General features: G+C 72.5%; 25 protein-coding genes, 1 tRNA gene and 1 pseudogene. 15 read left to right on the plus strand and 12 right to left on the minus strand.

The window, feature by feature from the left end; translation table 11 throughout:
• The first annotated feature begins 78 nt into the window (after window positions 1-78).
• Complete coding sequence (locus ACLF6P_RS21155; RefSeq protein ID WP_415952186.1) at window positions 79-1,134, plus strand: LLM class flavin-dependent oxidoreductase; 1,056 nt, start codon at window positions 79-81, stop codon at window positions 1,132-1,134.
• A gap of 113 nt (window positions 1,135-1,247) precedes the next feature.
• Here ACLF6P_RS21155 and ACLF6P_RS21160 read toward each other — a convergent pair whose 3' ends face one another.
• Entirely contained in the window at window positions 1,248-1,985 is a 738-nt protein-coding gene (locus ACLF6P_RS21160) for a maleate cis-trans isomerase family protein (protein WP_415952187.1), read from the minus strand.
• A 32-nt stretch (window positions 1,986-2,017) separates the two neighbouring features.
• Window positions 2,018-3,055, minus strand: coding sequence for a maleate cis-trans isomerase family protein (locus ACLF6P_RS21165; protein WP_415952189.1), 1,038 nt, complete (start codon window positions 3,053-3,055; stop codon window positions 2,018-2,020).
• 344 nt (window positions 3,056-3,399) lie between these two features.
• On the opposite strand from ACLF6P_RS21165, the gene ACLF6P_RS21170 reads away from it, so the two are divergent.
• Together ACLF6P_RS21170 and ACLF6P_RS21175 are read left to right on the plus strand one after the other, a co-directional pair.
• Complete coding sequence (locus tag ACLF6P_RS21170) at window positions 3,400-4,374, plus strand: D-2-hydroxyacid dehydrogenase (RefSeq protein ID WP_415952256.1); 975 nt, start codon at window positions 3,400-3,402, stop codon at window positions 4,372-4,374.
• A gap of 108 nt (window positions 4,375-4,482) precedes the next feature.
• Window positions 4,483-5,880, plus strand: coding sequence for an amidase (locus ACLF6P_RS21175; RefSeq protein ID WP_415952190.1), 1,398 nt, complete (start codon window positions 4,483-4,485; stop codon window positions 5,878-5,880).
• 78 nt (window positions 5,881-5,958) lie between these two features.
• Here ACLF6P_RS21175 and ACLF6P_RS21180 read toward each other — a convergent pair whose 3' ends face one another.
• Window positions 5,959-6,474 (minus strand): DUF3830 family protein, encoded by a 516-nt coding sequence (locus tag ACLF6P_RS21180; RefSeq protein WP_415952192.1) that lies wholly within the window; start codon window positions 6,472-6,474, stop codon window positions 5,959-5,961.
• Window positions 6,475-6,625: 151 nt separating this feature from the next.
• Between ACLF6P_RS21180 and ehuB the strand changes: the two genes are divergently transcribed.
• The 5 genes from ehuB to ACLF6P_RS21205 all read left to right on the plus strand — a co-directional run bounded on the left by ehuB (window position 6,626) and on the right by ACLF6P_RS21205 (window position 10,759).
• Entirely contained in the window at window positions 6,626-7,582 is a 957-nt protein-coding gene (ehuB, locus tag ACLF6P_RS21185; RefSeq protein ID WP_415952194.1) for an ectoine/hydroxyectoine ABC transporter substrate-binding protein EhuB, read from the plus strand.
• The gene (gene ehuC, locus ACLF6P_RS21190) at window positions 7,582-8,322 is read left to right on the plus strand and encodes an ectoine/hydroxyectoine ABC transporter permease subunit EhuC (protein ID WP_415952196.1); all 741 of its coding nucleotides are present in this window, start codon (window positions 7,582-7,584) and stop codon (window positions 8,320-8,322) included. Before ehuB ends, ehuC begins: the two co-directional genes overlap by 1 nt.
• Entirely contained in the window at window positions 8,319-8,966 is a 648-nt protein-coding gene (gene ehuD, locus ACLF6P_RS21195; RefSeq protein WP_415952198.1) for an ectoine/hydroxyectoine ABC transporter permease subunit EhuD, read from the plus strand. Before ehuC ends, ehuD begins: the two co-directional genes overlap by 4 nt.
• A complete protein-coding gene (gene ehuA / locus ACLF6P_RS21200; RefSeq protein WP_415952200.1) occupies window positions 8,956-9,765 on the plus strand; it encodes an ectoine/hydroxyectoine ABC transporter ATP-binding protein EhuA in 810 nt (269 codons plus the stop codon). Before ehuD ends, ehuA begins: the two co-directional genes overlap by 11 nt.
• A 232-nt stretch (window positions 9,766-9,997) precedes the next feature.
• Complete coding sequence (locus tag ACLF6P_RS21205) at window positions 9,998-10,759, plus strand: IclR family transcriptional regulator domain-containing protein (protein WP_415952201.1); 762 nt, start codon at window positions 9,998-10,000, stop codon at window positions 10,757-10,759.
• A 138-nt stretch (window positions 10,760-10,897) separates the two neighbouring features.
• Here the strand turns inward: ACLF6P_RS21205 and ACLF6P_RS21210 are convergent.
• The 3 genes from ACLF6P_RS21210 to ACLF6P_RS21220 all read right to left on the minus strand — a co-directional run bounded on the left by ACLF6P_RS21210 (window position 10,898) and on the right by ACLF6P_RS21220 (window position 12,703).
• Window positions 10,898-10,971, minus strand: a tRNA-Lys gene (locus tag ACLF6P_RS21210).
• Window positions 10,962-11,576: a bifunctional DNA primase/polymerase gene (locus tag ACLF6P_RS21215; RefSeq protein WP_415952202.1), complete on the minus strand. Its 615-nt coding sequence runs from the start codon at window positions 11,574-11,576 to the stop codon at window positions 10,962-10,964. Before ACLF6P_RS21215 ends, ACLF6P_RS21210 begins: the two co-directional genes overlap by 10 nt.
• Before the next feature lie 200 nt (window positions 11,577-11,776).
• Window positions 11,777-12,703, minus strand: a complete 927-nt coding sequence (locus ACLF6P_RS21220) for an NAD(P)/FAD-dependent oxidoreductase (RefSeq protein ID WP_415952203.1) — start codon at window positions 12,701-12,703, stop codon at window positions 11,777-11,779.
• Window positions 12,704-12,802: 99 nt separating this feature from the next.
• Between ACLF6P_RS21220 and ACLF6P_RS21225 the strand changes: the two genes are divergently transcribed.
• The 3 genes from ACLF6P_RS21225 to ACLF6P_RS21235 all read left to right on the plus strand — a co-directional run bounded on the left by ACLF6P_RS21225 (window position 12,803) and on the right by ACLF6P_RS21235 (window position 14,618).
• Window positions 12,803-13,480 carry an SAM-dependent methyltransferase gene (locus tag ACLF6P_RS21225; protein ID WP_415952204.1) on the plus strand — a complete coding sequence of 226 codons (678 nt, stop codon included), beginning with the start codon at window positions 12,803-12,805 and terminating at the stop codon, window positions 13,478-13,480.
• Window positions 13,481-13,519: 39 nt separating this feature from the next.
• Complete coding sequence (locus tag ACLF6P_RS21230; RefSeq protein WP_415952206.1) at window positions 13,520-14,131, plus strand: TetR/AcrR family transcriptional regulator; 612 nt, start codon at window positions 13,520-13,522, stop codon at window positions 14,129-14,131.
• A gap of 145 nt (window positions 14,132-14,276) precedes the next feature.
• Window positions 14,277-14,618, plus strand: coding sequence for a hypothetical protein (locus tag ACLF6P_RS21235; protein ID WP_415952207.1), 342 nt, complete (start codon window positions 14,277-14,279; stop codon window positions 14,616-14,618).
• 121 nt (window positions 14,619-14,739) lie between these two features.
• Here the strand turns inward: ACLF6P_RS21235 and ACLF6P_RS21240 are convergent, their stop codons facing one another.
• The 4 genes and pseudogenes from ACLF6P_RS21240 to ACLF6P_RS21255 form a co-directional block, all read right to left on the minus strand.
• Window positions 14,740-16,023 carry an AAA family ATPase gene (locus ACLF6P_RS21240; RefSeq protein WP_415952257.1) on the minus strand — a complete coding sequence of 428 codons (1,284 nt, stop codon included), beginning with the start codon at window positions 16,021-16,023 and terminating at the stop codon, window positions 14,740-14,742.
• Window positions 16,024-16,169: 146 nt separating this feature from the next.
• Complete coding sequence (locus ACLF6P_RS21245) at window positions 16,170-17,759, minus strand: cytochrome c oxidase assembly protein (protein WP_415952208.1); 1,590 nt, start codon at window positions 17,757-17,759, stop codon at window positions 16,170-16,172.
• Window positions 17,750-18,976 (minus strand): hypothetical protein, encoded by a 1,227-nt coding sequence (locus ACLF6P_RS21250; protein WP_415952209.1) that lies wholly within the window; start codon window positions 18,974-18,976, stop codon window positions 17,750-17,752. Before ACLF6P_RS21250 ends, ACLF6P_RS21245 begins: the two co-directional genes overlap by 10 nt.
• Before the next feature lie 680 nt (window positions 18,977-19,656).
• A pseudogene (locus ACLF6P_RS21255) lies at window positions 19,657-19,989 on the minus strand (hypothetical protein); the annotation flags it as partial.
• A gap of 417 nt (window positions 19,990-20,406) precedes the next feature.
• Here ACLF6P_RS21255 and ACLF6P_RS21260 point away from each other — a divergent pair.
• Window positions 20,407-21,837 (plus strand): hypothetical protein, encoded by a 1,431-nt coding sequence (locus tag ACLF6P_RS21260; protein ID WP_415952258.1) that lies wholly within the window; start codon window positions 20,407-20,409, stop codon window positions 21,835-21,837.
• Window positions 21,838-21,867: 30 nt separating this feature from the next.
• On the opposite strand, the gene ACLF6P_RS21265 is transcribed toward ACLF6P_RS21260, so the two are convergent.
• Window positions 21,868-22,464, minus strand: a complete 597-nt coding sequence (locus ACLF6P_RS21265; protein ID WP_415952211.1) for a histidine phosphatase family protein — start codon at window positions 22,462-22,464, stop codon at window positions 21,868-21,870.
• A 312-nt stretch (window positions 22,465-22,776) separates the two neighbouring features.
• Here ACLF6P_RS21265 and ACLF6P_RS21270 point away from each other — a divergent pair, with 312 nt between their 5' ends.
• Window positions 22,777-23,628 carry a spermidine synthase gene (locus ACLF6P_RS21270; RefSeq protein ID WP_415952212.1) on the plus strand — a complete coding sequence of 284 codons (852 nt, stop codon included), beginning with the start codon at window positions 22,777-22,779 and terminating at the stop codon, window positions 23,626-23,628.
• Window positions 23,629-23,642: 14 nt separating this feature from the next.
• On the opposite strand, the gene ACLF6P_RS21275 is transcribed toward ACLF6P_RS21270, so the two are convergent.
• Window positions 23,643-24,221, minus strand: a complete 579-nt coding sequence (locus tag ACLF6P_RS21275) for a hypothetical protein (protein WP_415952213.1) — start codon at window positions 24,219-24,221, stop codon at window positions 23,643-23,645.
• A 155-nt stretch (window positions 24,222-24,376) separates the two neighbouring features.
• Between ACLF6P_RS21275 and ACLF6P_RS21280 the strand changes: the two genes are divergently transcribed.
• Together ACLF6P_RS21280 and ACLF6P_RS21285 are read left to right on the plus strand one after the other, a co-directional pair.
• A complete protein-coding gene (locus tag ACLF6P_RS21280; RefSeq protein ID WP_415952215.1) occupies window positions 24,377-25,069 on the plus strand; it encodes a response regulator transcription factor in 693 nt (230 codons plus the stop codon).
• Window positions 25,066-26,466, plus strand: a complete 1,401-nt coding sequence (locus tag ACLF6P_RS21285) for a sensor histidine kinase (RefSeq protein ID WP_415952217.1) — start codon at window positions 25,066-25,068, stop codon at window positions 26,464-26,466. The genes ACLF6P_RS21280 and ACLF6P_RS21285 overlap by 4 nt, the downstream gene beginning before the upstream one ends.
• Window positions 26,467-26,503 lie beyond the last annotated feature (37 nt).

Consider the following 26,503-nt stretch of genomic DNA (forward strand, 5'->3'; position numbering starts at 1 on the left):
CGCCGGGGAATAGCCGAGCGCCCGCACGGGTTCGCACCTCCTGTGCATCCCCGCAGGTCAGGTACAGGAGGCAACCCGGTGAGCGATCCCATCCGCGGAACAGTGCAGGGCGCGGCGCCCGTCCCCCTCTCCGTGCTCGACCTTGCGACCGTGGGCGAGGGGAGCAGCTCCACGCAGGCGCTGCGGACCAGCGTGGAGATAGCGCGTCTCGCCGAAGCGCGGGGGTTCCATCGGTACTGGGTGGCCGAGCATCACTCCATGCCCGGAGTCGCCTCCAGTTCGCCCGCGGTGATCCTCGCCCATCTCGCCGCGCACACCGAGCGCATCCGGCTCGGTTCGGGCGGGGTGATGCTGCCGAACCACGCGCCGCTCGTGATCGCCGAGCAGTTCGGGACGCTGGAGGCGATGGCTCCCGGGCGGATCGACCTCGGGCTCGGGCGGGCGCCCGGGACGGACGGTGCCACGGCGGCGGCCCTGCGACGCACTGAGAACCTCCATGAGGGTGCGGACGCATTCCCGCAGCAGCTCGCCGAGCTGGTCCGGTTCCTCGACGACGACTTTCCCGACGGGCATCCGTACGCCCGTATCCACGCCGTCCCCGGTCCCGTGCAGGGCGTGAAGGGGCGGCCGCCCGTGTGGCTGCTCGGGTCCTCCGGGTTCAGCGCGCGGCTCGCCGGCACGCTCGGGCTGCCGTTCGCCTTCGCGCACCACTTCTCCGCGCGCAACACCGTTCCCGCGCTCGACCTCTACCGCGAGAGCTTCCGCCCGAGCGCCGTGCTCGACGAGCCGTACGCGCTGATCGGCGTCGCCGCGCTGGCGGGCGAGGACGAGCGTGAGGCGCGGCGGCAGGTGATGACCGGGGCGCTGTCCATGCTGCGGCTGCGCAGCGGGCGCCCCGGGCTCATCCCGACGCCCGAGCAGGCCGAGGCGTACGAGTTCAGCGCCGTGGAGCGGGAGTTCGTGGACGGCTGGGTGCGCAACGTCGTCCACGGCACGCCCGATGCCGTACGGGACGGGCTCGACGCGCTGCAGAAGCGCACGGGCGCGGACGAGCTGATGCTGACCGCCAATGCGCATGGCGGTGAGGCACGGCTGCGGTCGTATGGGCTCATCGCGGACGCGTACGGGATGTGAGCCGGAGGTGCGCCCCGGGCGCCGGGTGCGGCGTGGTCGTTCCGGCGCCCCGGAGGCGGTGTGCGCAGTCCCCCGCGCCCCTGGGCAGGGCCCCTGACGTGTCCCCGGGGCCGTCAGCCGTGGGACTGGACGACCGGTTCTTTTGTGAAGAGGGCTCCCAGGGCGGGGGCGTTGACGCGGCGGCCGGCGAGGCGGAGGGCCTCCCAGACCGTGACCTGGTTGGCCGTGAGGACCGGCTTGCCCAGCTCCGCCTCCAAGGCGCGCAGGTGGGAGGCGGTGTGCAGGGCCGTGTCCGGGAGCAGCACCGCCTGCGCGTCGGGGTGGTCGCCGGTGCGGGCGAGCTCCAGGACCTCCTCGCGGCCCCACGTGCCCACCTCCGCGGCCGTGATGATGCCGCTGCCGCGCATCGCGACGACGTCGATGCCGGCCGCGTTCAGGAACGTGACGAAGTGGGCCGCCACGTCCTCCGGGTACGTCGCGGCCACCGCCACCCGGGTCGCGCCGACTTCCCGTACGGCGTGGGCGAAGGCGAAGGACGTGCTCGACGCCGGGAGTCCGGCGGCCTTCGCGAGGGTGCGGACCTGTTCGTGCGCGCCCTCCCAGCCGAAGACGAAGGAACCGCTGGTGCACGCCCACACCACCGCCTCGGCGCCCGAGAGCCGCAGCTGCTCGATACCGGCCGCGAGGCGGTCCGGCGCACCCATCTTCAGCAGCGCGTCCACGCGATGGGCGTCCTCACCGATGTCCGTGTGGATCACGGTCAGGCGGACGTCCGTGTCGAGCAGCTGCTCGATCCGCGGGTAGTCGTCCTCGGCGCTGTGGCCCGGGTAGAGGAATCCGAGTGCGGTCATCTGGGTGGCCTCCCGGGGAGGGTCGGGGACGGTCATTCGGGTCGTGCGGGGTCCTCCGGCGACGCGGGTGGCTCCGGCAGTACGCCGCCGGGTGCCTCCGATACCGGAAGCCCCGCCGGCTCGGCCGGGTACGCCGGTGCCTCCGTCACCGGAAGCCCCGCAGGCTCCGCCGGGAACCCGGACGGCTCCGCCGGGAACCCCGGCGCCTCCGTCACCGGCAGCCCTGCAGGCTCCGTCAGGGCCACCGCCGGTGGTGGGTCCTGGAAGGACGCCACCTCCGGGAGGGCACCGACCGGCGGATCCTCGTGCACCACCAGCATGCGCCGCGCCGCCGTGTCGAGCAGCGACTGATACGGGCCCACCGCATCCGTACCCATCCGGCGCAGCGCCGACCACATCGTCACCTGGTTCGCCGAAAGCACCGGGATCCGCAGCTCCGCCTCGAGCTGCGGGATCGCGTCGTACGTCGGCAGGTTGGTGCAGCTGATGAAGAGCGCGTCGACCTCGGCGGGCAGCCGGTCGACCGCCTGGCGCGCCACCTCGACGACATCGCGGTACGGCACCTTCCAGATGTGCCGCGTCAGCCCCAGATACGAGCAGCCCTGGACGGTGATGCCCGCCTCGCCGAGGAAGTCCTCGAGGGACTGCGTGACGGAGTACGTGTACGGGGTGACCAGCGCGATCCGCCGGGCACCCAGCCAGTGCAGCGCCTCGACCAGCGCCCCCGACGTGGTGAGCGCGGGCACCTCGCCCGCCGTCTCCATGGCCGTGGACATGGTGCGCTCGCCGGCGGCGCCGTCCACGAAGCTGCCCGAGGTGCAGGCGTAGGCGATGACCTCGGGTTCGGCGGAGGTGAGCGCCCGTACCGCCTCGCGCAGCGTCTGATGCTCGCTGACCAGGCGGGCCAGGTCGAGACTCACCTCGACCGGTACGAACGGGGTGCGGGTGAGGTAGAGCGAGATCTCGTCGGGGACCCATCGCCACAGCTCCCGGTCGAGAGCGAAGTCGAAGGGTGCGACGACACCGAGTCCGCGTTGCGGATGGGGTCCGCTGAATACGGAGACGTCCATGACTGGCCCCTTGAAAAACGCAGGTGAGGGTAAGGGCCGGCCGGGGGCCGGAGGGTGCGGAGATCCGGCAGCGCTTGCCGGGACGCCGGGACGGAGGGTGCGCGGAGCCGGCGGATGGCCGGGACGTCGGGACAAATGACGTTGTGCGGTTGTGATGCCCCATCTGAGGCCCGTTCACGCAGGTGAACAGGGACCTGTCTGTAGTCCGATCGGTGGTCCGTGCGGGCGGAAACAGAGCCCGTGTTGACGACGGTAGATTCGGGTGCCAGCGTGGTCAATCCGTGCACTTCAGACGGCCGCAGAAACCACCTCCAGGGAGGCGGACCCCGCCCTTGCCGAACGGTCTGACGCCCACGCCGGGGCCCGCACGCGCGAAGCGCCCCACGCTCCTCGTCCTCGACGCCGACCCGCCGCCGCGCCTGGGCGGACTGACCGGTCGCGCCCACGTCGTCCACACCGACGAGGCGCACCTCGCCGAGCGGCTGCCCACCGCCGATGTGCTCCTGGTCTGGGACTTCTCCTCGCACGCGCTGCGCGACGCCTGGCCAGGCGAAGGCCCGCGGCCGGTCTGGGTGCACACCGCGAGCGCGGGCGCCGACCATCTGATGAGCCCCGAACTGATGGACTCCGACACCGTCGTCACCAATGCGCGCGGCATCTTCGACGCACCGATCGCCGAGTACGTGGCGGGTCTGGTGCTCGCCTTCGCAAAGGACCTGCCGCGCACGCTCGACCTCCAGTCGCGCCGCGAGTGGCGGCACCGCGAGACCCGGCGGGTCGCGGGAACCCGGGCCTGTGTGGTGGGTTCGGGGCCGATCGGGCGGGCGATCGCATCGAGTCTGAAGGCGCTCGGCGTGCACGCCGCCGTCGTCGGCCGCACCCCGCGCACCGGCATCCACGGCCCCGACGACCTGGACCGGCTGCTCGCGCAGGCCGACTGGGTCGTGTGCGCGGCGCCGCTCACCGAGTCGACGCGCGGCATGTTCGACGCCCGCCGCTTCGGCCTGATGCAGCCCTCGGCGCACTTCGTCAACGTGGGCCGAGGCGCGCTCGTCGTCGAGGACGACCTGGTGGAGGCGCTCGGGCGCCGCTGGATCGCGGGCGCCGCGCTCGACGTCTTCGACCGGGAGCCGCTGCCTGCAAACAGCCCGCTGTGGGAGGTTCCCGGCCTGCTCGTCTCCCCGCACATGAGCGGCGACATCATCGGCTGGCGCGATGAACTCGCCGTGCAGTTCGTCGAGCTGTACGAGCGCTGGGAGTCCGGGAAGCCGCTCAGGAACGTGATCGACAAGAAACGTGGGTATGTCCCCGGACACTGACCGCGGGCAGGTATCCGGACACCGACCGCGGATACGTCCCCGGACGTCGACCGTCACCGCGTCGAACGACCGCACCACCTCGCACCACGTCAAGGACTGGGAGGGCGCATGACCGAACCCGGCAGCCTCACCGCCGTACAACTCCTGACGGCCTACGGCAAAGGCGAGCTGAGCCCCGTCGACGCCACCCGCGCGGCGCTCACCCGGATCGAGGAGACCGAACCGGCGGTCAACGCGTTCGTGCGCGTCGACGCCGCCTCCGCCCTGCGGCAGGCCGAGGAATCGGCGGCGCGCTGGCGGCGCGGCGAGCCGGAGGGACTGCTCGACGGCGTGCCGGTCACGGTGAAGGACATCCTGCTGCAGAAGGGCGCCCCGACCCTGCGCGGCTCGAAGCTGAGCCGTACAGAGGGGCCCTTCGACGAGGACGCGCCGTCCGTGGCGCGGCTGCGCGAGCACGGCGCGGTCTTCCTCGGCAAGACCACCACCCCCGAGTTCGGCTGGAAGGGCGTCACCGACAGCCCGCTCTCCGGCATCACCCGCAACCCGTACGATCCCGCGCGCACCGCGGGCGGCTCCAGCGGCGGCGCGGCGGCCGCGGTGGCGCTCGGCGCCGGCCCTGTCGCCCTCGGGACCGACGGCGGCGGGAGCGTGCGCATCCCCGGCGCCTTCTGCGGCATCTTCGGCCTCAAACCGACCTACGGGCGGGTCCCGCTGTATCCGGCCAGCGCCTTCGGCACGCTCGCGCACGTCGGCCCGATGACCCGGGACGTCGCCGACGCCGCCCTGGTCATGGATGTGATCGGCGGCGCGGACCACCGCGACTGGTCCGCGCTCGCACCGCCCGAGGGCTCCTTCCGCGAAGGCCTCGACGCCGGGGTGCGCGGGCTGCGGATCGCCTACTCGCCGTCCTTCGGCGGGCAGGTCGCCGTCGACCCGCGGGTGGCCGCCGCCGTCCGCGCGGCCGTCGAGCGGCTCGCCGGGCTCGGGGCGTACGTGGAGGAGGCGGACCCCGACTTCAGCGACCCCGTCGAGGCCTTCCACACCCTGTGGTTCGCGGGCGCGGCCCGCGTCACCGAACACTTCGGCAAGGAGCAGCGCGAACTGCTCGACCCGGGCCTGCGCGAGATCACCTCCCGCGGCGCCCGCTACAGCGCCCTCGACTACCTCGCCGCGACGGACGTACGGATGGGGCTCGGGCGCCGGATGGGCCGCTTCCACGCCACGTACGACCTGCTCGTCACCCCGACCCTGCCGCTCACCGCTTTTGCCGCGGGCCGGGAGACGCCGGGCGGGCGCGGCCGGTGGACCGGCTGGACCCCGTTCACGTACCCCTTCAACCTCACCCAGCAGCCCGCCGCCACGGTCCCCTGCGGGGTGGACGGCGACGGCCTGCCGATCGGCGTACAGCTGGTCGCCGCGCGGCACCAGGACGCGCTGGTGCTGCGGGCGGCGCAGGCGCTGTACGCGGCCGGGGTGGCGGATATTCCGCCGCCCCGGCTGCCGTAGGGCCGCCTGCCCGGCTCCTCCTCCGGCCCGGCGGCGGATCCGGCGCGGACTCGGAGCCGACGGGATTCCGCCGCGGGCTCAGAGCCTGCGGAAACTCAGGGTCTCGCCCACCGCCCCCGACCGCCACAGGTCCTGGCAGGCCTCGGCCATCCGGTCGAGGCCTTCCACGATCTGGCCCCAGACGATGCCGGGCACCCAGCCCACATCACCGTTGAGGAGCAGATTGTTGCGCTCGTAGAACAGGGCGAGGTCGACGACAGTGCCCCGCTGCTCGGTGTCGTAGCCGTAGGATTTCGTGCCCAATTCCGTGTCGGAAAAGGTGAAGTAGCACAGATCGCCCGGGATCGGGGTGACCGTCGGGTTCTCCAGCGGCGGCTCCTTTTCGGCGAAGGCCGGGAAAAGGGCGTAGATCTCGTTACGGGCGTACTTGGCGTGGTAGACGGGCGAGCCGAGCGGCAGCGCCTTCCACACCGCCGCGCAGGTCAGCGGGGCACGGTCCGTCAGGAGCCGGGCGGTGCAGCGGACATCGCGCTTGTCGAGCGCGACCTCGATGTGGCGTTCGGTCGGACGTGTGCCGTGGGGTTCGGTGTCCATCTGGCCTTCCGTGGATCGTTCCGTTTGTGCCGTCATCTCCTTATCGTCCCGCCTGGGTCAACACCGCCTCGCGCACAAGTGGGAACAAGCATTCCGTGTCGGGCCGAAAATGACCCGCATAACCGGACTGAGTTCGGGTAGCCGCGCGGCCATGGCTCCACCACATGGGAACGACTCAGGGAAAGCACAAGGTCTCCGCACACCATGGGCTGGGCGGTCGCTGCGCCGCCGGTCCCTGCTCGCGGGCGCCGCGGCACTCGGGACACTGGGTGTCAGCGCGTGTGCCCGCGTGCCCGAGCCCGGCAAAATCGAGGGTGGTGATCTGCTCGAACGGCTCAGGGATGCCGGGACGGTACGGATCGGTGTCGCCGGCGAGGTCCCCTATGGCTACATCGACAAGAAGGGTGAAGTCACCGGCGAGGCGCCGGAAATCGCCAAGGTCATCTTCCCGCGGCTCGGCGTGCCCAACGTGACGGCCGTGCCCACGGAGTTCGGCGCGCTGATCCCGGGCCTGACACAGGCACAGCAGTTCGATGTCGTCTCGGCCGGTATGTACATCAACCCGCCGCGCTGCGAGCAGGTCCTGTTCTCCGATCCCGACTACATCATGCTCGACTCCTTCATCGTCAAGGCCGGCAATCCGCACGGCATCAAGACGTACAAGGACATCGCGGAGAAGGGCCTGAAGCTGGCCAGCGGCACCGCGTACGCGGAGATCGACTACGCCAAGGCCAACGGGGTCAAGGAGGTCATGGTCCTGCCCGACCAGGTGGCCGGCCTCGACGCCGTACGCCAGGGCCGGGTGGACGCCTTCGCCGGCACCAACATCACCGTCGTGGAAGTGGTCAAGGGCGCGAGCGGTGTCGAGGCGACCGAGGCCTTCCAGCCGATCGTCGACGGCGAACCGGCCTACGGCGCCGGCGGCTTCGCCTTCCGGCTCTCCGAGCGGAACCTGCGCGATGCCTTCAACGAAGAGCTGCAGAAGATGAAGAAGAGCGGTGAACTCCTGCGGGTGGTGCAGCCGTTCGGCTTCACCAAGGACGAGATGACCGACCTCACCGTCGACGACCTCTGTCCCGGTGCTTACGGGAACGGAGGGGCATCCTGATGACCTGGGCCTTCTTCGAGAGCTGGTTCCTTCCGGGGATCTGGATCACCATCCAGGTCACCTTCTTCAGCGCGATCGTCGCCCTGGCGATCGCCTTCATCATCGGCCTGGGCCGCACGGCACCGAGCCGGACGGTGCGGATCCTCTCGGGCATCTACTTCGAGATCTTCCGCTCCACCTCCTCGCTGGTCTTCATGTTCTGGATCGCCTTCACGGTGCCGATGCTGTTCCAGGTCAGGTTCATCGGCATGGCGGCCGGCATCGTGGCACTCGGCATGACCTACGGGGCATACGGCTCCGAGGTCGTGCGCGGCGCACTCCAGGCCGTACCCGCCGCCCAGCGCGAGGCGGGCATCGCACTGAACTTCACGCGCGCCCAGCGACTGCGCAAGATCGAGATTCCGCAGGCCTGGCCCGAGATGCTCCCGCCGTTCAACAACCTGCTGATCGAGCTGCTCAAGGGCACCTCGCTGGTCTCGCTGATCCTGATCGCGGACATGACCTTCGCGGGCAACCTGCAGCGCCTGGTGTCGGGCGACAGCGCGCCCGTCTACACGCTGCTGCTCGTCGTGTACTTCATCCTCGCCTTCCTGCTCACCCGAGGGATGCGCCTTCTGGAGCGGCGCGCCAAGGCGAAGGTCGGCCAAGCGCCGCCGAAGAGCGGATTCTTCGCCGGTCTGCGTGAGCGCGGGGCCGTCGACGCCGTGACCGGCACGGCAGGTACCGGGGGTGCCAAGTGAACTGGGACTGGTCAAACGTCGACGCGTTCATGCCGCGGTTCTGGGACGGCGTGCTCGTCACGCTGCAGGCCCTGGCCGGCGGTGTGATCATCGCCTTCACGCTCGGCCTCGTCTGGGCCATAGCGCTCCGGTCCTCGCAGCCCTGGGTCCGCTGGCCCGTCGCCGTGTTCACGGAGTTCGTCCGCAACACCCCGCTGCTCGTCCAGCTGTTCTTCCTGTTCTACGTGGTGCCCTCCTTCGGGCCCACGATGTCCCCGCTCATGACGGGCATCGTCGGCCTCGGCCTGCACTACTCCACGTACACGAGCGAGGTCTACCGCGCGGGCATCGAAGGTGTTCCCGTGGGCCAGTGGGAGGCGGCCACCGCGCTCAGCCTGCCCAAGCGGCGCACATGGACCGCGGTGATCCTGCCGCAGGCCGTGCGCAGGGTGATCCCCGCGCTCGGCAACTATGTGATCGTCATGCTGAAGGAATCCCCGCAGCTGGCCGCCATCGGCGCGCTCGAAATGCTCGGCGAGGCGCGCGGTTTCAGCAGCGAGACCTTCACCTTCGAGGCGATCAGCATCGTCGGCATCGCCTTCATCGTCATCGCCTACCCGGCTTCTGTCCTCATGCGAGCTTTGGAGCGTCGCCTTGTCCGCTGAAACCACATCCGCAGACCAGAATCCCGCCGTCGACGGCAGCGAACTGATCCGCTTCGACAAGGTCACCAAGCGCTTCGGCTCCAACACTGTCCTCGACGAGCTGGACTTCTCCGTCGACTCCGGCAAGCACGTGACCCTGATCGGTCCGTCCGGCTCCGGCAAGACCACGATCCTGCGTCTCCTGATGACCCTGGTGAAGCCCGAGGAGGGCACCATCACGGTCAACGGCGACTACCTCACGCACGAGAAGCGCGGCGACAAGCTGGTGCCCGCCTCCGAGAAGCACATCCGTGAGGTGCGCAAGAACATCGGGATGGTCTTCCAGCAGTTCAACCTCTTCCCGAACATGCGCGTCCTGCAGAACATCATGGAAGCGCCGGTCACGGTGCTCGGCCTGTCCAAGGACGAGGCCGAGTCGCGCGGGCGCGAACTGCTGGAGATGGTCGGCCTCGCCGACAAGGCGAATGCCTACCCGTCGCAGCTCTCCGGCGGTCAGCAGCAGCGTGTCGCGATCGCCCGCGCGCTCGCGATGCGCCCGCAGATCCTGCTGCTCGACGAGGTGACCTCGGCGCTCGACCCGGAGCTCGTCGCCGGTGTCCTCGACGTCCTGCGGGACGTCGCGCACTCCACCGACATCACGATGCTCTGCGTGACCCACGAGATGAACTTCGCCCGGGACATCTCGGATCAGGTCCTCATGTTCGACAAGGGCAAGGTCATCGAATCGGGCGCACCGGACAAGATCTTCGGTGATCCCGATCACGAGCGCACCCGGGAATTCCTCAGCGCAGTCCTCTGAATGCGCCGGGTGAACGGCGCCGTGTGAAGCCGCGCGGCGCACAACACCCGAGCTAGCGGCGTCATCCTGTGCCGCTGGCATATGCCAGAGTGGCGCGCTCCTGCGCAGGCGGCCTGTCCGCCCGCGCGGAGCGCGCCACAATCTCGTCAACAGGCCCTCCGCATGCGCCGTTTGGCGGCTATCGTGGTAACCGAGCCCAGCTGTCCGGAACCGGTCCATGCAGGGGGATACCGTGGCGCTGAAGCCTGAGTCGACCGCGCCGAACCACTCGGTGCAGCACGCGCTGCGTGTGCTCGAAACCGTGTCGAGGCACGCCGCGGGCGTGACGGATGTCCAGATCGCCCGCGAAACCGGGCTGGCCACGGAGCAGTTGACCACGCTGCTGCTCATGCTGCGCCGCGAGGGATACGTCCAGCAGGTCGCCGACGGCGCCTATGTGGGCGGCGACGCGCTCAACCGCCTCGGCTCCTCCACCGGCGCCCGCGAGCAGGCCATCACCGACCAGCTGCAGACCGCCCTCGACCGGCTCCGCGACTCCGTCGGCGCGGCCGTCTACATCAGCCGCTATGTCGACGGCGAGGTCCGCATCATGCAGTACGCGGCCGGACCGACGACCCCCGCGGTCAACGAATGGGTGGACTTCCGCTCGGCCGCCCACGCGAGCGCGGTGGGCAAGTCACTCCTGACCCAGCTCGACATCAACGGGCGCCGCGACCACCTCTCCCGGCACAAGCCGGCCCGCCTCACCTCGCGCACCATCACCAACGAGCGCCTCCTCTTCAGTCGCCTCGACGCCCAGCCGCCCACGGTTCCGGTCCTCGACCTCCAGGAGTACGCGGTCGGCACGGTCTGCGCGGCCGTCCCCATCACGGCAGGCGCGGCGGTCGGCTGCCTGGCCCTCTCGATGCCGGTCGAACACGCCCACCGCCTGCGCGCAGCAGCGGACACGCTGAACCGCGGGGCGGCGCCGGTGCTGCTCTCGCTGGCGATCTGAGGGGGCGCCCCGGCGGATGGGGTGAACTGTCGCGGGGCGTGCGGCGAAGCCATCCGCAGCCGGTCAGCCGTCCGCACGAGTGCGGCGACCCGGACATGACGAAGGCCCCCACCGTGAGGTGGGGGCCTTCCGTGTCGGTGCGCCGCCAGGGACTCGAACCCCGGACCCGCTGATTAAGAGTCAGCTGCTCTAACCAACTGAGCTAGCGGCGCCTGCTGACGTCGTAGACCTTAGCATCCTGGTCCGGGGGAGGAAAAATCGATATGCGGACCGCCGCACGCGCGGCCTGTACCCCGGCCCAGAGCAGCACCTCCGGCCCCGGCAGCCAAGGGCTGCGGGTGTCCGGCGCGACCACCCAGCGCGATCCGCAGGCCCCGCCGGGCACGGCCGCCGGGGCCGGAACCGTCACCGCGTCGCCTGCCCCGTGGCACAGCGGAGTGGGCACGGCCTCGCCCCACTCCTCCCAGGCCAGCAGTGACGGCAGCCGCTGCGCGGTCCCCGGCGCGGTGAAGATCAGCATGCGCCCGCGGTACGTGGCCACGGGCCCCGACCCCGGACCCTCCTCCCATAACCGGTCCAGCATCCGCCGCCCGAAGACCGCCGGCACGCTCACCACGTCGAAAGCCTTCCCGCACGGCAGCACGACGGGCGCGGCGGGCCGCAGCTCCCACAGGGCGAGGGTTGAACGCGGATGGGTCGTCGCCGACGCCAGCCATGCGGCCCCGTCGGGCGTCACGCAGTCGACGTGCGCCGCCGCCGCGTAGGCGCCACGGGCGTGCCCGGGGTGGGGGTGCTGGCTGCTCAACCGAGTACTCATGGTGCCTATGTCTACCGGTGGTGAGTGCGTGATCTCATGGAGTTACGCATTCCGGAGACGTGTGGACCTGCCATGGGGTATGACTCCCGCCCGGGCGCCGGGCGGGAGTCATGCGTCATGCGTCATGCGCCGGACGCCGGACGCCGGACGCCGGACGCCGGACGCCGGGCGCGCCCGGGCCCGGTCGGGGGTGCGGGCTGTCAGGTCAGGTGGGCGAAGTGGATGGCGTCGGCGGCTGCGGCTCCGGCGGTGACGGCGGGGACGGCTCCCTGTTCCCAGGTCCGCGCGGTCAGGTCGCCGGCGGCGTAGAGGCCCGGGATGCTGGTCTGCCGGCTGTCGTCCACCGTGATGTAGCCGTCGGCGTCGAGGGCGAGGCCATGGTCCCTGGCCAGGCGTTCGACGATCGGGACCTGCCGCTGAGGCTGCGGCCACAGCAGGGTCTGGCGCTTGAGGAGGGTGCCGTCGGCCAGTTCGACGGTGTGCAGGTCGCCCTCGGTGTGGTGCAGGCGGACGATCTGGCCCAGGACGAGGTCGCCGCCCTGCTCGCGCAGGCTGCGGCGCAGGTCGTCGGCACCGGGCAGGGAGGGCGGGGCGATGGCGATGGTGTCGCCGGTCCAGGCGCGGAATGCGGTGGCTGCCATGCCGAGGTAGCGGGGCTCGTCGGAGACCAGGGCCCAGGTGCGGTCGGCGTTCTCCTCGCCGATGCAGAACGGGCAGTGGATCACCGTGCGGCCCCAGCATGCCGCGAAGCCGTCCACGCCGTCGGGGTGCTGGTCGATCACGCCGGTGGCCAGGATGACGTTCCGGGCCCAGGCGGTGGCTCCGTCGTCGGTGCGCACGGTGAAGCCGTCGCCGGGCAGCGGGGTGACCTCGCCGACCGTGGCGTCGAGCCGCGTGGCCAGGCCGTAGCGGTCCAGCTCCTCCCAGGCGCGGGAGCGCAGCTCGTCGGGGGTGGCGCCCTCCAGGCCGATCAGGCCGTGCACGCCGCGGGAGGCGGCGTTGCGGGGCGGCGTGGGGGACTCGATGACGAGGCTGCGCTGCCGGTAGCGGGTCAGGGTCTGCGCGGCGGTCAGGCCTGCGGGCCCGCCGCCGATGATCACGGTGTCGTACTGGGCGGTGGTGTCCATGGGGTGCCTCCGAGGGGGCTTGACGGAATCGAATGACCAGTGGTCATACTACTGACCAACGGTCATTCGCTCGATCCCATTCCCGCTGGAGGAAAAGTGATGCACACCACCGGACACGCCTGCGAGACGCAGGACGGCAACCACACCCACGGACCCGGGGCCGCCTCGTACCCGGATTTCGCGTGGGACGACCTCTACACCGGCGACGGCAGCGACACCGCCGCCCCCGACCTGGCGCTCCTGGCCCCCGCCGACGGCCTCCCGCCGGGCAGGGCCCTTGACCTGGGTTGTGGCGCCGGGGGCAACGCCCTCGCGCTCGCCGAACGCGGCTGGCGCGTCACCTGCGTGGACCTCGCCCCCCGCGCCATCGCCTCCACCCGCGCCGCCGCCTGCGCCCGCGGCCTGGACGACCGGATGGATCTCGCCGTCGCCGACAGCGCCGTCTGGCGGCCCGAGACCGGCTACGGCTTCGCCCTCAGTTCCTACGCGCTGCCGCCCCGCGGCCCTGCCCGGACCGCGACCCTGGCCACCCTGGCCGCCGCCCTGGCCCCGGGCGGGATCCTGGCCCTCGGAGAGTGGGACGAGGAGGCCTGCGACTGGGGGGAGCCCGGCGACCTGGCCACCCTCGCCGAACTGACAGCGGCCTTCACCGGTCTCGGCCTGGACATCCTGAGTGCCGAACGGCAGGTCGTCCCGCGGATCCAGCACCCCAGCGAGGACCACGCGGTTCTCGTCGTCGCCCGCAAGCCGCATGACACCCTGGAGGGCACCGGCTGACCGGCCACCGGTCAGTCACCTGACCACGAAGGAGGGACCGTGCCCGCGGACCAGTCCGCCCCCGCCAAGCCCACCGGCCGCTTCCAGCCCCCGGACGTCCGGCGCCGCCAGATCCTCGACGCCACCGCCGCCCTGCTCCTGGAGGACGGCTACGAGGCGCTGACCGTCAGCAAGGTCGCCGCCCGCGCCGGGGTCGCCAAGGGCACGGTCTATCTCTACTTCGACGCCAAACAGGAACTCCTGGCCGCCCTCCAGGCCGAGATGTGGGACCGCATGCTCCAGCAGCCCGCCGCTCTCCTCGAGCAGCCCGGGCTGACCTGGACCGAACGCCTCGACGGCCTCGTCGCCGCCTGGATCACCGCGGAACAGGACCACCACGAGCTCTACCACCGGCTCTTCCACGAACCCGGCGGCGCGGCCGGCGAGGAACCGATGGCCGCCGCCCGCGACCTGCTCGTCACCCTCCTCGTCGAAGGCCACGCGGCAGGCGAGTTCGACGTCCCCGACCCCGAACTCACCGCCGACTTCCTCAGCCACGCCTACACCGGACCCTGCCACCACACCCAGGCAGGCACCGACATCACAGGAGCAGTCCAGGCCCTCTTCCGCCGCGTCGTCGCCGCTCACCCACCGACCGGCCCAGCCGCCTGACCAGCTCCGGTGAATGCCGTCACGCTCCGCAGGCCGGGGGCTGCGCCCCCGGTTTCGGGAAGGGGCGGGGCTGGGGAGAAATGCACGGGAGAATGGAGGGAACCCGCGAGGTCCCACCACCCACCGCACCAGGAGGATCGAACCCATGGCGGAGCCCCCATCCGACCGGCGACGCCTGCGCCCCGCCCCCCTCCTCTTCGAGCCCACGACGGCCGCCGCCGACCCGGAGCACTTCTTCGACCTGGAGTCCATCGAGGACCCCCGCGAGCTCCTGTCCCGCGCCACGGAACTCACCCTCGCCTTCCGCGCCGCCGCCGACCGCGCCGTGGAGTTCCAGGCCATAGCCGCGGCCCAGCTCGCGGACCCGCGCCGCTTCGACCGGCTCACCTCCGCGGTGATCGCGGAACGCGCCGAGTGGACCGAGGACTACGCCCGCAAGATGATCGAGTTCGGCCGTAGTCTGCAACGCACCGAACCCATGGACTGAGCACCGAACCCATGGACTGACGGCCGCGGCACCGAAGGCCGTCGCACTGACGGCCGCCGCACCGAGGGCCTCGGCATCGACGACCGCTGCACCGAGGGCCTCGGCAGCAACGGCCGGAGCCTCAAGGCCGGTAGGCCACCCGATGCTCCCCCAGGTGCGAAAGCACCGTATGGTTCGCGTCCCAGCCGTCCGGGAATTTGACCGTGACCCCCAACTGCACGGGCTCCGTGGACGGATGCTCGTCGAGCAGCTCCGCCACGCCCGCCCGGCAGACCACGATGCACGCGTGCCGGTGCCGTGAGGCGAGGACACAGAGGCGGCCCGTCTCCAGGTGGAAGGCCGTCGCGTCGGGGCGGCCGGAGAGCGGGTGCAGGACGAGGGTGACGTCGTATTCGCGGCCCTGGAGCCGGTTGGCCGTGTCGACGGTGACGCCCTGGACTCCCAGCTCGTCGAGGGCCGCCCGTACCGCGGCCGCCTGGTCGCGGTGTGCCGTGCCGACCGCGATCCGGTCGGCGGTGAGCGGGGACGGGTCCGGTGAGCGCTCGCTGACCGTCACCCCGCCACGGTCCAGGATCCTGCGCACCACCTGCGCCAGCGCCCGTACCGCCTCGGGGTCCGTACGGGGCGTGTGCCGCGCGGGCAGTTCGAGGAGCCCCCAGCCCGAGGCCGCCGCCTCGTCCAGGACGCGGTCGTGCGCACTGCCGTCCCCGGCGACGCCGAAGCGCAGCGCGCGGTCCCCGTGCGAGGTGCCGCTGCGGAACCGCGTATACGGGTAGAAGGCCTCGGAGACCAGCGGCGCGGCGGAGGCCGGGAGCCGCCAGGACACGGGAAGCCGGTGCTGGGGGAGCTGGGGATTGTGGGCGAGCAGGGTGGAGACGGCGCTGGCCGAAGGATCGTAGGTGAGTCCGGCCCACTGCTCGGAGCCGACGATCGAGAAGGGGTCGAGCTGCCCCGGATCGCCCACGAACAGGGCCCGTTCGAAGAGCCCGGCGACGGCCAGGAGGGCGTCGGAGCGCATCTGGTACGCCTCGTCGACGATCGCGTGCTGCCAGGGTTCCACGTTCTTGACGTGCGCCCATTTCGCGGCGGTCGACAGGGTGATCGGGAGGCCGGCCAGCTCGCCGGCCTTTGCGGATTTACGGACCTGGGGGTGCTCGTCGAGCGCTTTGTCGTAGGGGTCGGCATCGCTGCTGTGGAGGCGGCCGAGCGGCAGGTCCGGATTCTTCTCGGCGAGGCGCAGGACCAGGTCGTCGACCTGGGCGTTGGTCTGGGCGATGACCATCAGCGGGCGGCCCGCGGCGGCGAGTTCGAGCGCGGTGTTCACCACGAGCGTCGACTTGCCGGCGCCCGGCGGGGAGTCGACGACCACGCCGCGGTCGGTGCCGTGCAGCGTGTCGTGCAGGATCGCGGCCGTGGCCTCGGCGGCCGCCGAGGAAGGGTCGAAGGAAGGGCCGAAGGAGGAGGTGAGCGAAGGCGCGGAGGCGTGATCGAAGGGCGGGTCGCCAGCGGGGGCGGAGGAGGGGGCGGAGCCCGCGGGCTTCTGCAGGCCGGTCACAGCAGGTCCTCCGAGGTCGGCGGGTCGGGTTGCTCGGCGGCCGGCTCGCCGGGAGGGCCGCCGTGGGTCCACGGCGTCTGCTCGGCATCGGGCAGCTTGGCGCCGCCGCGCGCCTCGTGCTCGAAGAGGGTCCAGCACAGCCGGTCACCCTTCACGGGCACGGTCTTCTCGTCGGGCTCCTTGCCGCGCCCCATCTTGTCCAGGAGGCGAAGGACCACACCGTCCTCCTCGTCATACCCCACGAACTCGGCCGACTGCGGCTTGCCCTGCAACGAGCGATACACCTTCGCGCCGGTGGCCAGATGCGGCCGGTCCTCGGTCCGTACGGTGATCAGCGGGCGCGGCCGGGGCCGCTTGTCCTCGCTGTACGCCATGACCGCCTCGGTCACCTCACCGGCGAAGGCCTCGCCGACGAGCCGCCGTCCGGCCATCACCAGCGGATCGTCGAGCGCCTCGTGGGCTTCGAGCCGGGCCTGCGCCTCCTCGCGCCGCTGCAGCTTGCGGGCGGCGGTGACCGCGTCGTCACGGCGGGGCTGCGGCGGTTCGCCGGCCAGCACACGGTCGTGGTGGCCGGTGCAGGACCACAGGTCGCGGGTCCAGCGCTCCGCGTTGTGGCCCGCGTCGGGCAGGGTGCGCAGGAGGTCGAGCCCGCGCCAGACCGCGTCCCAGGTGGGCCGGGTGTGGGAGGCGATCAGGGCGCCGATCTCGCGCTGTGCGGCGGCCAGTTCGCCGAGCCGGTCGTCCGCGTCCAGGCCGTCCTCGGCGGAATGGAGGGCGGTCCGCGCGCGGTCGAAACGCTCGATGGCCGGGGCGAGCAGCCGGTTGTCGAAGGCCGGGTCGGTGGCCGGGCCCGCGGGCGGGTGCAGCAGCTGCCCGTCCTCGCCGCGGCGCAGCTCGGCCGCCAGGGCCGCCTCGGCGCCGCTCGCCGGCTCCGGGGGATCGATCCAGGCGAGCAGCGCGCCCAGGTGCTGGTCCTCCAGGCTCGACTGGCCGGTCGCCCAGTGCCGTCCGAGCAGCTCGGTCATCGCAAGCAGCTGCGCCGAACCGGGCACGTGCGCCCGTTCGCCGAAGTGGGTCAGCCACCGCCCCAGCAGCGGCACCCGCGGTGGTGCGGGATACGGCGTGTCCGGGTCCTGTTCGGCGGTCCGCCGGAAACGCATGGAGCGACCGAGCAGCCGTACGAAGTCCACACCCGCCCGGCTCGGCACGATCAACTGCGGTGCGTCCAGGCACAGTTCGACCTCGACTTTTACCTTCTTGCCGGTCTCCGGGTCCGTCTCGCTGCGGGTCTCCGGCCGGGTCCGCCCGGCGAAGGACTCCACGTACGGCAGGATCTCCTCGGCGAGATCGGCCAGGAAGGCGAAGCGCAGCTCGCGGTCGCGTGGCTGCGGTACGACGAGCAGTCGGGGTGCCTCCCGGTCCGTGCCGACCAGGGCGCCCAGCGGTGCGCCCGCCTCGCCCGCGGTGGTCAGCGGCACGAAGACCAGCGGGCGCTCGGACAGGTGCCGGTGGCGCACGGTGGCCGTCGGCTGCGCCCGGCCGCTGCGGACCGCTTCGAGCCGGGCGAGGGTGGTGATCAGCGACATGGGGTGCCCCCGTTCCGTACCGCTGCGGGGGCCCGTACGCCTGCTGTCTCCCGTACGGCGGTGTCTTCCGTACGAGGAGCAGGGGGCGGGGACGTCAGGGCCTCCGTGCGCAGGGCGGCGGCGCGGCGGAGGGCGGCGACCGCGGGGTCGGCCGGGTCGCCGCTCTCGCCGCGCGCGGCGGACAGCACCGCGTCCACCGTGGTCAGTTCGCCCAGTTCGCCGCGGAGCGAGCGGCCGAGCGCCGTGACCTCGCGCTGTTCACGGGCCCGGTCGCGGCAGTGGAAGGCGAGCTCGCAGGCGGCCAGGCACTCCGGGGCGTAGGTTGCGGGCACCGATTCGACCGCCTCGGTCAGCTGCTCGGCCGGCTGGTCGAGTGCGAAGCTCGTGCCGGGAGCGAGGGTGTCGGCGATGGCCTCGATGCGGGTGAGGCGGGACAACTGGCGCCGGGTCACCGCCCGTTGCTTGCGGACGTCGACCACCGAGGCCGTCGGCAGGTTGGAGAAGTCCTTCGGGCAGACAAGGAGCACACGATGGCCGACCTCGGGGGCGGGGTCGAGGCCTGCGGCGATCTGCTCCAGGGCCAGGACGTAGACGGCGGACTGGCGGGCGGCGGCGCCGACCTTCGCCGCATCCGCCGAACCGTCGATCATCGGGAAGGACTTGATCTCCACGACCGTCCAGCGGCCGTCCGGATGCACCACGACCGCGTCCGGTTCGAGGTAGGCGGGTGAACCGGCGACGTCGAGGGCCACCAGCGGGTGGTCGAGCAGCGTCCACGCGCCGGGCTCGGCATCGCGCAGGGCCAGCGCGGTGCGGGTGGCGCGGCCCTCGGGGCCCGCGGCGGTGAGCTCGGGGACATGGGAGGTGTCCGCGGTGGGCTCCGGGCCGCCGGGCAGGCGCTGGTGGGCGAGGCGCAGGAGTTCGGCGCCGCCGTCCTTCTTGACCCTCGCCTCGAAGGCATTGCCCCGGATGAAGGCGAACTGGGACTGACCGAAACCGGAGGGCGATCCGAGCGCCTCGGCGAGCGCGGACTTGTCGACGCCCGCGCCGTCGAGCAAGGCGCGCCTGCGGCAGCCCGGGTTCGCCGCGAGGGCGGCGAGGGCGCGTGCGTCCAGCGGTTTGGGCTGGGTGTCGGGGCCGCGCAGGGTGGAGAGGCGACCGTGCAGCGGGGTTGCGCCGGGCGCCTTCCGGGGCGGGGTGGTCGGGAAATCGCTCACAGGTGAGAGTCTTGCATTTCGCACTGACAGTGGGCCCGGGTGTGTGGTGCGCCCACAAGGTGGGGGCCGTTGTGCGGTGCACCCACGGGTGGGTGGGCCACCCCGGGGGCTCCGCCCCCTGGACCCCCTTTTTTGGGGCTGCGCCCCTTGCCCCCGATCGCGCTGAACGCGCTCGTCCTCAAACGCCGGACGGGCTGAGTTGCTGGACCGTGCTTGTTCCGGGACGCCGGGCAGGCTGGAATGCCGGACCGAGCTCGTCCTGGAACCCCCGACGGGCGGGGCCGGGGTTGTCCTCAGACGCCGGATGGGCTGGAGGTGTGGGTGATTGCGTCTGCTGCGGCGATCATGCGGGCTGCCTCGCCGAGTGCGGCCCGGAGTGCTGCCGGGTCCGTGACCGGGTCGGTGTCCGTGGGCGGGAGGAGCCAGCCCGCGCTCTCGGAGGGGGTGGCCGGGCTCGCGGACGGGGCGGCCGAGCCCGGGAGCCCCGCGGCTGGGTCCGGGATTCCCGCGGCCGATCCCGGGACTTCCGCGGCTGGGTCCGAGGGTCCGGCGGACCCGTCGACAGATCCGGCGGGCGCATCCATGGGTCCGGCGGGCATATCCACGGGCCGGGTGGTCGAGTCCGCGGCCCGGGCGGACGGGCTCGCGGACCCTGCGGCGCCCGTGGGCGAGGTGGCCGCGGGGGCCAGGGGCAGGCCGCGGCCCGCTGTTCCGGTGCAGGCGGAGCCCGGGAGGTCCCACGCGGCCGCCGTACCCGCGGGGACGACGAAGCCGAGCGTGTCGTGGCTGTCGTCGTGCAGGACCGGACCCACCGAGGGCGCCTGGCGCCGCAGGATGTCGACGGCCTCCAGGCCCTGCCGGGTCGGCACGGTCACCAGATCGCAGGCCTCGGCCGCCGGGGCGAAGGGGCACGGCGCCTCGTCGGCCGGTGAGGGTGCGGCGAGGGGGTCCGGCGCGGCGGCGTGGCGCTGTACCTCCTCGATCCGTTGCGTGCGGGAGCGGCTGCTGTTCATACCTGCCTCCGACAAGGGAACCCCTCCTTGCTCAGGATGCTCGCGGTCCGGGCGTCACCACATGGTTCAACGCCCGTAAGCGTCAACAGCTACGGCGCAGAGTCGCCGCATTGGATGGCAGTTCATGGCGGATCAGGGCGGGGATTTCCGGTTTGTAGCAAAACTCCGCGTGCCGACCCTGTCACTCCCGGTACCTTCGACACCCGCCGGAGCCACCGGGGCGTGACACCGCACCCGGTTCGGCACCGGCCCCACCGTGAGCCGTGACGAGAGGGCTGTTCCATGGCATCGACCTCGCGGACACCTGCACCGGCCGCAGCCAAGTCGGCCACCACACCGGCCACCACACCGGCTGCCGCGCCGGCGGCCGCGCCGCCGGAGCAGGCCGGTTCACCCCGGCCCAACCGTGCCTTCCGCATGCTCCGCGGCGGCCTGTCACCGGGCGAGTTCGCCGCCTCCGTACGCAGGGCCGCGCGCGAGATCGGCGAGCGGGTGTCCTGCGACGCGCGGTACATCGGACGCGTCGAGGCGGGCGAGATCCGCTGCCCCAACTACGCGTACGAGCGGGTCTTCCTGCACATGTTCCCCGGCCGCACGCTTACCGACCTGGGCTTCGCGCCCCGGGACGCCGTCCGCGGCCGCAGGGCGCGCTCCGGCGCATCATCCGCACCACGGGAACCACACGTCGCGGATGCCCCGCCCGCCCCCCGGGTGCCGGGTGCACGAGCGGAACCGCCCAACCCCACCCCGTACTTGAAACACCCAGAGGAGAGCGACGTGCTGCGTCGCGTATTCATGACCGGTACGACCGCCGCGGTCGCCGCATCCCTGAGCCACGCCCCGCCGGCGGCGGCCCATCCGCCGCCCGAGCCGTCCGTGCCGCCCAAACCCGTTCCGCCCGAACCCGTTCCGCCCGTGCCCGTCGATCTCTCGGCCCGCCGCCGCGTGGGCTGTGCGGAGGCCGATGCCGTCGAGGAGGCGGTGCGCCGTATCCGGCTGCTCGACGACCGGCACGGCGCCGAAGGCCTGTACCGGCGCGCCGCCGTACCCCTGCGCAACGCCTATGCCCTGCTGGACGCGGGCACCGCGCGCCAGTCCGTGGTCGACCGGCTGCAGGCGAGCGCGGGCGAACTCGCCATCTCGGTGGGCTGGCTCGCGCACGATTCGGCGCGCTACGAGGACGCCCGCTCGCACTACGGGGAGGCCCTGGCCACCGCGCGGCTGCTCGGCGATCCGGCCCTTGAGGCGCATGCCTTCTGCAATCTGTCGTTCCTGGCGCGGGACGCGGGACGGCCGCGCGAGGCGGTGCGGGCCGCGCAGGCCGCACAGCGGGCGGCCGCGCCGCTCGGCTCCGACCGGCTCCTGGCGCTGCTGGCGCTGCGCGAGGCCGGCGGGCTCGCGGGGCTGTCCGACCGTTCGGGCTGCGCGCAGGCGCTCACACGGGCGCAGCGGTTCTTCGGGAAAGGGGTGTCGGAGACGGATCCCGAGTGGATGTCGTTCTTCGGGCCCGCCGAGCTCGCGGGCCTGGAAGCCCAGTGCTGGGCGGCGCTCGGCGACTGGTCGCGGGCGAGCACGCATGCCCGTGCGGCCGTGGTGCTCCAGGACCCGCACTTCACCCGCAACATCGCGCTGTACACGGCTCAGCTCGCCGACGACCTGGCGCGCGCGGGCCGCCCCGACGAAGCCGCGTCGGCGGGCCGTCGCGTGCTCGACCTGCTCGGGGAGGTCCAGTCCACCCGCGTCCGCTCGATACTGCGCGGCACGGCCCGCGTCCTCCTCCCGCACCGCCGTACAACGGGAGTGGCCCACTTCCTGGACCGCCACGAGGGCCTGGCCCGAAGCGCCTAGGGTCCCGGCGCGTGTGAGGGGTGGAGGGCGTCAGGCCTCCAAGTGTCCCGTCTCGTTCCACGACTCGATCGCCGGTGCCCCGTACGCCCACCCCAGCACCGACAGTGACGTCGGGCCGAGCCGGATCCGTGCGGCGAAGTCGAGCGGGAGCCCCAGCCAGCGCGCGCCGATCGCCCGCAGGATGTGTCCGTGCGCGAAGACGAGCACGTCACGCTCCGCCGAGCGCGCCCAGGACACCACCTCGTCCGCGCGCGCCGTGACCTCGGCGAGCGTCTCACCCTCCGGTACGCCGTCCTGCCAGATGAACCAGCCCGGCCGCACCGCCTGGATCTCGGCGGGAGTCATCCCTTCGTACGCCCCGTAATCCCACTCCATGAGCGTGTCCCACCGCTCGGCCCGCCCGCCGAACCCGGCGATCTCGCAGGTCTCGGCCGCGCGGGCGAGCGGTGAGGTGCGCACCTCGACGTCCCGGAGTCCGTCGTACGGGGACCTGCGCAGCCGCTCGCCCAGCAGTTTCGCGCCCGTGCGGCCCTCGTCGAGCAGCGGGATGTCCGTACGGCCGGTGTGTTTACCGGCGAGCGACCACGCGGTCTGTCCGTGGCGGGCCAGGAGGATACGGGGGGACATACGGGCTCCAGGGTGCGGGCGGATGGGGTACGTACCGGGCGTATCGCCATTGATCGCGCCGCCCGTCCATCATCGCGCACCTGGGGCGAGGACTGCCCGGTGGGTCGCGCGGGAGCCCTGCCGGTGGGTGCGTGCGCCCCTCCCGTGGCGCGCCGCCGCGGCGTATGCCCTTCCGTGCCGCGCGCCGCCGCCGCGTACGCCCTTCCGTGCCGCGCGCCGCCGCCGCGTACGCCCTTCCGTGCCGCGCGCCGTCGCCGCGTATGCCCGCCCCTCGCGGCGCGCCGCCGCCGTGGGGCGCCGCATAATGGCCAGATGGCCAGAAGGAAAAGCGCAGCTCAGGCCGTCGTCGAGCAGGTCGACGGGGGGCTGGCGGAGCTGCAGCCCGATCCGGACCGGCCCCGCGCCTGGACCCTGCTCGTGGACGGCGCGCCCCAGTCGCATGTGGACCTCGACGACCCCGCGCACCTTGACTTCGCCTACCAGCGCCGCCTCGGCCACGTCATCGACCTGATCGCCCCGCCCGGCAAACCCCTGCGCGTCGTCCACCTCGGAGGCGGCGCCTTCACCCTGGCCCGCTATGTGGCGGGGACCCGGCCGCGCTCCTCGCAGCAGATCGTCGAGCGCGACGGACCGCTCGTCCAACTGGTGCGGCGCGAACTGCCGCTGGATCCCGGTGCGCGGATCAGGGTCCGTTCCACGGACGCCCGCGAAGGGCTCGCGAAGATCCCCGAGGGCTGGGCGGACCTGGTGATCGCCGACGTGTTCAGCGCCGCGCGCACGCCCGCGCATCTGACGAGCACCGAATTCCTCGCGGACGTCCGGCGCGTGCTCCGGCCCGGCGGGCACTACGCCGCCAACCTCGCGGACGGCCCGCCGCTCGCCCATCTGCGCGGCCAGATCGCGACGGCCGCGGCCGTCTTCCCGCGGCTCGCGCTGGCCGCGGACCCGGCGGTGCTGCGCGGCAAACGCTTCGGCAACGCGGTCCTGCTGGCCTCCGAGACCGAGCTCCCGCTCGCGGAACTCACCCGCCGTATCGCCTCCGACCCCCATCCCGGGCGGGTCGAGCACGGCAGGGCGCTGGCCGACTTCACGGGCGGCGCCACGGCGGTACGCGACGAGGCGGCGATCGCCTCGCCCGCGCCGCCGCCCGGGGTCTTCGGCTAGCCGGGAGCGCGGCCCTAAGGATCGTCGATCTCCACCAGCGGCGGGTGATCGTGCCAGGTGCAGAAGACCGAGACCTCGCGTGAGCCCTGGGTGAACGTCACCCGGAGCCAGTCCTGCTGCGGCTGCTTCCAGATCTGCATCTGCCAGCCGGTCTTCGGTGTCGCGGAGACCAGTTCGGCGGAGTCGGCGTGGATCTCGAAGACGACCCGGCCGCCCGAGACGCGGTAGCTCTTCACCTCACCGGCGGGGGCTGCGGCGGCGGAAGGGGCCGAGTCGCTCGAACTGTCCGGCTTGTCCGGTGTGCTGTCAGGGGGTTGGGAGCTGTCGCTTCCCGCGTCGGGTGACCTGCCCGAACCGTCTCCCTCGCCGGGAGCGCCCGACTCGGCGGGCGGCCTGGGCCGTTGGGTGGAGGACGCGGAGGCGCCGGGCCCGGCGGCCTGTTGCGGAGGCTCCTGGGAGGCCGTCAACGGCAGTGCCTTGGGCGGGTCGTAGGCCGTTCCGGCCATGACGGTGTGCACCCCCCACCAGGACAGCGTCACCGCCGCCCCGGTGGCGCATGTCCACGCCGCCACATGTGCCAGACCTCTGTACATCGCGGCCATACTGCCTCATCGGCCCCCTGCGCGTCCCGGGGGTACGGGAAGGGGACGGGGCAGGAGCGAGGCGGGGCGGGGCAGGGGCGGGGCAAGGAGTGAGGGCTTTCGCCGTCCCCTGACCGGCATCCCCCGTATGGCGTACGGTGCGGGCCATGGCAAGTGTGCTCGTGGTCGAGGACGACCAGTTCGTACGCTCGGCCCTCATCCGGCACCTCACCGAGGCCTCGCACACCGTGCGCAGCGTCGGGACGGCTCTGGAGGCGCTGCGCGAGGTCGCTCATCTCCGCTTCGACGTCGTCATCCTCGATCTGGGGCTGCCCGATCTGGACGGTGCCGAGGCGCTGAAGATGCTGCGCGGGATCACCGACGTCCCTGTCATCGTCGCCACGGCGCGCGATGACGAGACGGAGATCGTACGGCTGCTCAACGACGGCGCCGACGACTATCTGACCAAGCCCTTCTCCGTCGAACACCTCTCGGCCCGGATGGCCGCGGTGCTGCGCCGCGCGGGCGCCGGAGGCGGCTCGGACGGCGCGGCGTCGAGCGTGCTGCGCGTCGGCGGGCTCGCGATCGACCCGCTCAGGCGGCAGGCCTCGCTCGACGGCACGGCGCTCGACCTCACCCGACGCGAATTCGATCTCCTTGCCTTCCTCGCCGGGCGGCCGGGCGTCGTTGTGGCCCGCAAGGAACTGCTCGCGGAGGTCTGGCAGCAGTCGTACGGGGACGACCAGACCATCGACGTACATCTGTCGTGGCTGCGGCGGAAACTGGGGGAGACCGCGGCGAAGCCGCGCTATCTGCACACGCTACGCGGTGTCGGGGTGAAGCTGGAGCCTCCGCGGTGAGATGGGCCCTCGTGAAGGTGTGCCTGGCCGTCACCACGATGGTCGTGGTCGCCTTCGCGATCCCGCTCGGCCTGGTCATCAAGGAGATGGCGAGCGACCGCGCCCTCTCCGATGCCGAGCGGCAGGCCGCCAACATCGCGCCCACGCTCTCCATCACCACCGAACGTGTCGAACTGCAGCGGGCCGTCGCGATCACCGAGGCCGGTGGTGAGGGGCGGATGGCGGTGCACCTGCCGGGCGGGGACGGGCAGCCGGCGCGGCGGGTCGGGGTGCAGCGGGCCACGGACGCGGACGTGGAGACGGCGCGGCGCAAGAGCCGGGCGTTCATCGCCGAGGCGCCCGGCGGGTCCGTGCTGCTGCAGCCGACGGCGCTGAGTTCCGGGCGCAACGCCGTCGTGGAGGTCTTCGTTCCCGAAGGCGATGTCACCAACGGGGTCACCACGGCGTGGGTGGTGCTCGCGGGCGTCGGAATCGGGCTGGTCATCGGCTCCGTCGCGGTCGCGGACCGGCTCGGCGTACGGCTCATCCAGCCGGCCAAACGGCTCGCGGGCGCCGCGCACGACCTCGGCGAAGGGAAACTGGGGGTGCGGGTGCCGGAGGAAGGGCCCAAGGAGCTCAGGTCCGCCGCCGTCGCCTTCAACTCCATGGCCGACCAGGTGGTCCGGCTCCTCGCCAACGAACGCGAACTGGCCGCCGACCTGTCCCACCGCCTCCGTACCCCACTGACCGTCCTGCGCCTGAACGCCGCCTCGCTCGGGGACGGGGCGGCGGCCGAGCAGACGCGCTCCGCGGTCGAGCAGTTGGAGCACGAGGTCGACACCATCATCCGCACGGCCCGCGAGGCGAAGCCGCAGACCGCCGCGCAGGGCGGGGGCGGCGGCTGCGACGCGGCAGCGGTCATCCGCGAACGCATGGCGTTCTGGTCGGCGCTCGCAGAGGACGAGGCGCGGGAGGTACGGGTCGCGGGGGTGGACCGGCCCGTGTCCATCCCGGTTCCGCGCACCGAACTCGCTGCCTCCCTCGACGCGTTGCTCGGCAACGTCTTCCGGCACACACCCGAGGGCACGGCCTTCGCGGTCGACGTGCACAGCGGCGGAGACGCGGTGATCGTCCTCGTCTCCGACGCGGGGCCCGGCATCACCGACCCCGAAGCGGCCCTGCGCCGCGGCGGCGGCTCGGGCGAGGCGGGCTCGACCGGCCTCGGCCTCGACATCGTCCGCCGCATGGCGGAAGCCACGGGCGGCGACGTCCGCATCGGCTCCTCGGTCCTCGGCGGCACGGAAATCCGCATCTGGCTCCAACTCGACCCCCGCCACGGACCGGAGGGCCGCCGCGGCCACGGGGGGCGGGCGGTGCGGCGCCGCAGGAAGGGGGCGGCGGCGAGCGCTTCAGGGTGATGGGCGAGGGGCACGGTGCGAGGGCCGGCCGGGCCCC

The sequence above is a fragment of the Streptomyces lothianensis genome (assembly GCF_047779955.1).
Classification (GTDB): domain Bacteria; phylum Actinomycetota; class Actinomycetes; order Streptomycetales; family Streptomycetaceae; genus Streptomyces.

What these genes read in the sequence shown, in the direction of transcription:
- ACLF6P_RS21260 (WP_415952258.1), top strand. Translation starts at nt 20,407, where the DNA reads ATGCTCCGCGGCGGCCTGTCACCGGGCGAGTTCGCCGCCTCCGTACGC.
- ACLF6P_RS21245 (WP_415952208.1), bottom strand. Translation starts at nt 17,759, where the DNA reads ATGTCGCTGATCACCACCCTCGCCCGGCTCGAAGCGGTCCGCAGCGGC.
- ACLF6P_RS21160 (WP_415952187.1), bottom strand. Translation starts at nt 1,985, where the DNA reads ATGACCGCACTCGGATTCCTCTACCCGGGCCACAGCGCCGAGGACGAC.
- ehuB (WP_415952194.1), top strand. Translation starts at nt 6,626, where the DNA reads ATGGCTCCACCACATGGGAACGACTCAGGGAAAGCACAAGGTCTCCGC.
- ACLF6P_RS21220 (WP_415952203.1), bottom strand. Translation starts at nt 12,703, where the DNA reads ATGGACACCACCGCCCAGTACGACACCGTGATCATCGGCGGCGGGCCC.
- ACLF6P_RS21265 (WP_415952211.1), bottom strand. Translation starts at nt 22,464, where the DNA reads ATGTCCCCCCGTATCCTCCTGGCCCGCCACGGACAGACCGCGTGGTCG.
- ACLF6P_RS21180 (WP_415952192.1), bottom strand. Translation starts at nt 6,474, where the DNA reads ATGGACACCGAACCCCACGGCACACGTCCGACCGAACGCCACATCGAG.
- ACLF6P_RS21175 (WP_415952190.1), top strand. Translation starts at nt 4,483, where the DNA reads ATGACCGAACCCGGCAGCCTCACCGCCGTACAACTCCTGACGGCCTAC.
- ACLF6P_RS21235 (WP_415952207.1), top strand. Translation starts at nt 14,277, where the DNA reads ATGGCGGAGCCCCCATCCGACCGGCGACGCCTGCGCCCCGCCCCCCTC.
- ACLF6P_RS21280 (WP_415952215.1), top strand. Translation starts at nt 24,377, where the DNA reads ATGGCAAGTGTGCTCGTGGTCGAGGACGACCAGTTCGTACGCTCGGCC.
- ACLF6P_RS21275 (WP_415952213.1), bottom strand. Translation starts at nt 24,221, where the DNA reads ATGTACAGAGGTCTGGCACATGTGGCGGCGTGGACATGCGCCACCGGG.
- ACLF6P_RS21225 (WP_415952204.1), top strand. Translation starts at nt 12,803, where the DNA reads ATGCACACCACCGGACACGCCTGCGAGACGCAGGACGGCAACCACACC.
- ACLF6P_RS21165 (WP_415952189.1), bottom strand. Translation starts at nt 3,055, where the DNA reads ATGGACGTCTCCGTATTCAGCGGACCCCATCCGCAACGCGGACTCGGT.
- ehuC (WP_415952196.1), top strand. Translation starts at nt 7,582, where the DNA reads ATGACCTGGGCCTTCTTCGAGAGCTGGTTCCTTCCGGGGATCTGGATC.
- ACLF6P_RS21215 (WP_415952202.1), bottom strand. Translation starts at nt 11,576, where the DNA reads ATGAGTACTCGGTTGAGCAGCCAGCACCCCCACCCCGGGCACGCCCGT.
- ACLF6P_RS21270 (WP_415952212.1), top strand. Translation starts at nt 22,777, where the DNA reads ATGGCCAGAAGGAAAAGCGCAGCTCAGGCCGTCGTCGAGCAGGTCGAC.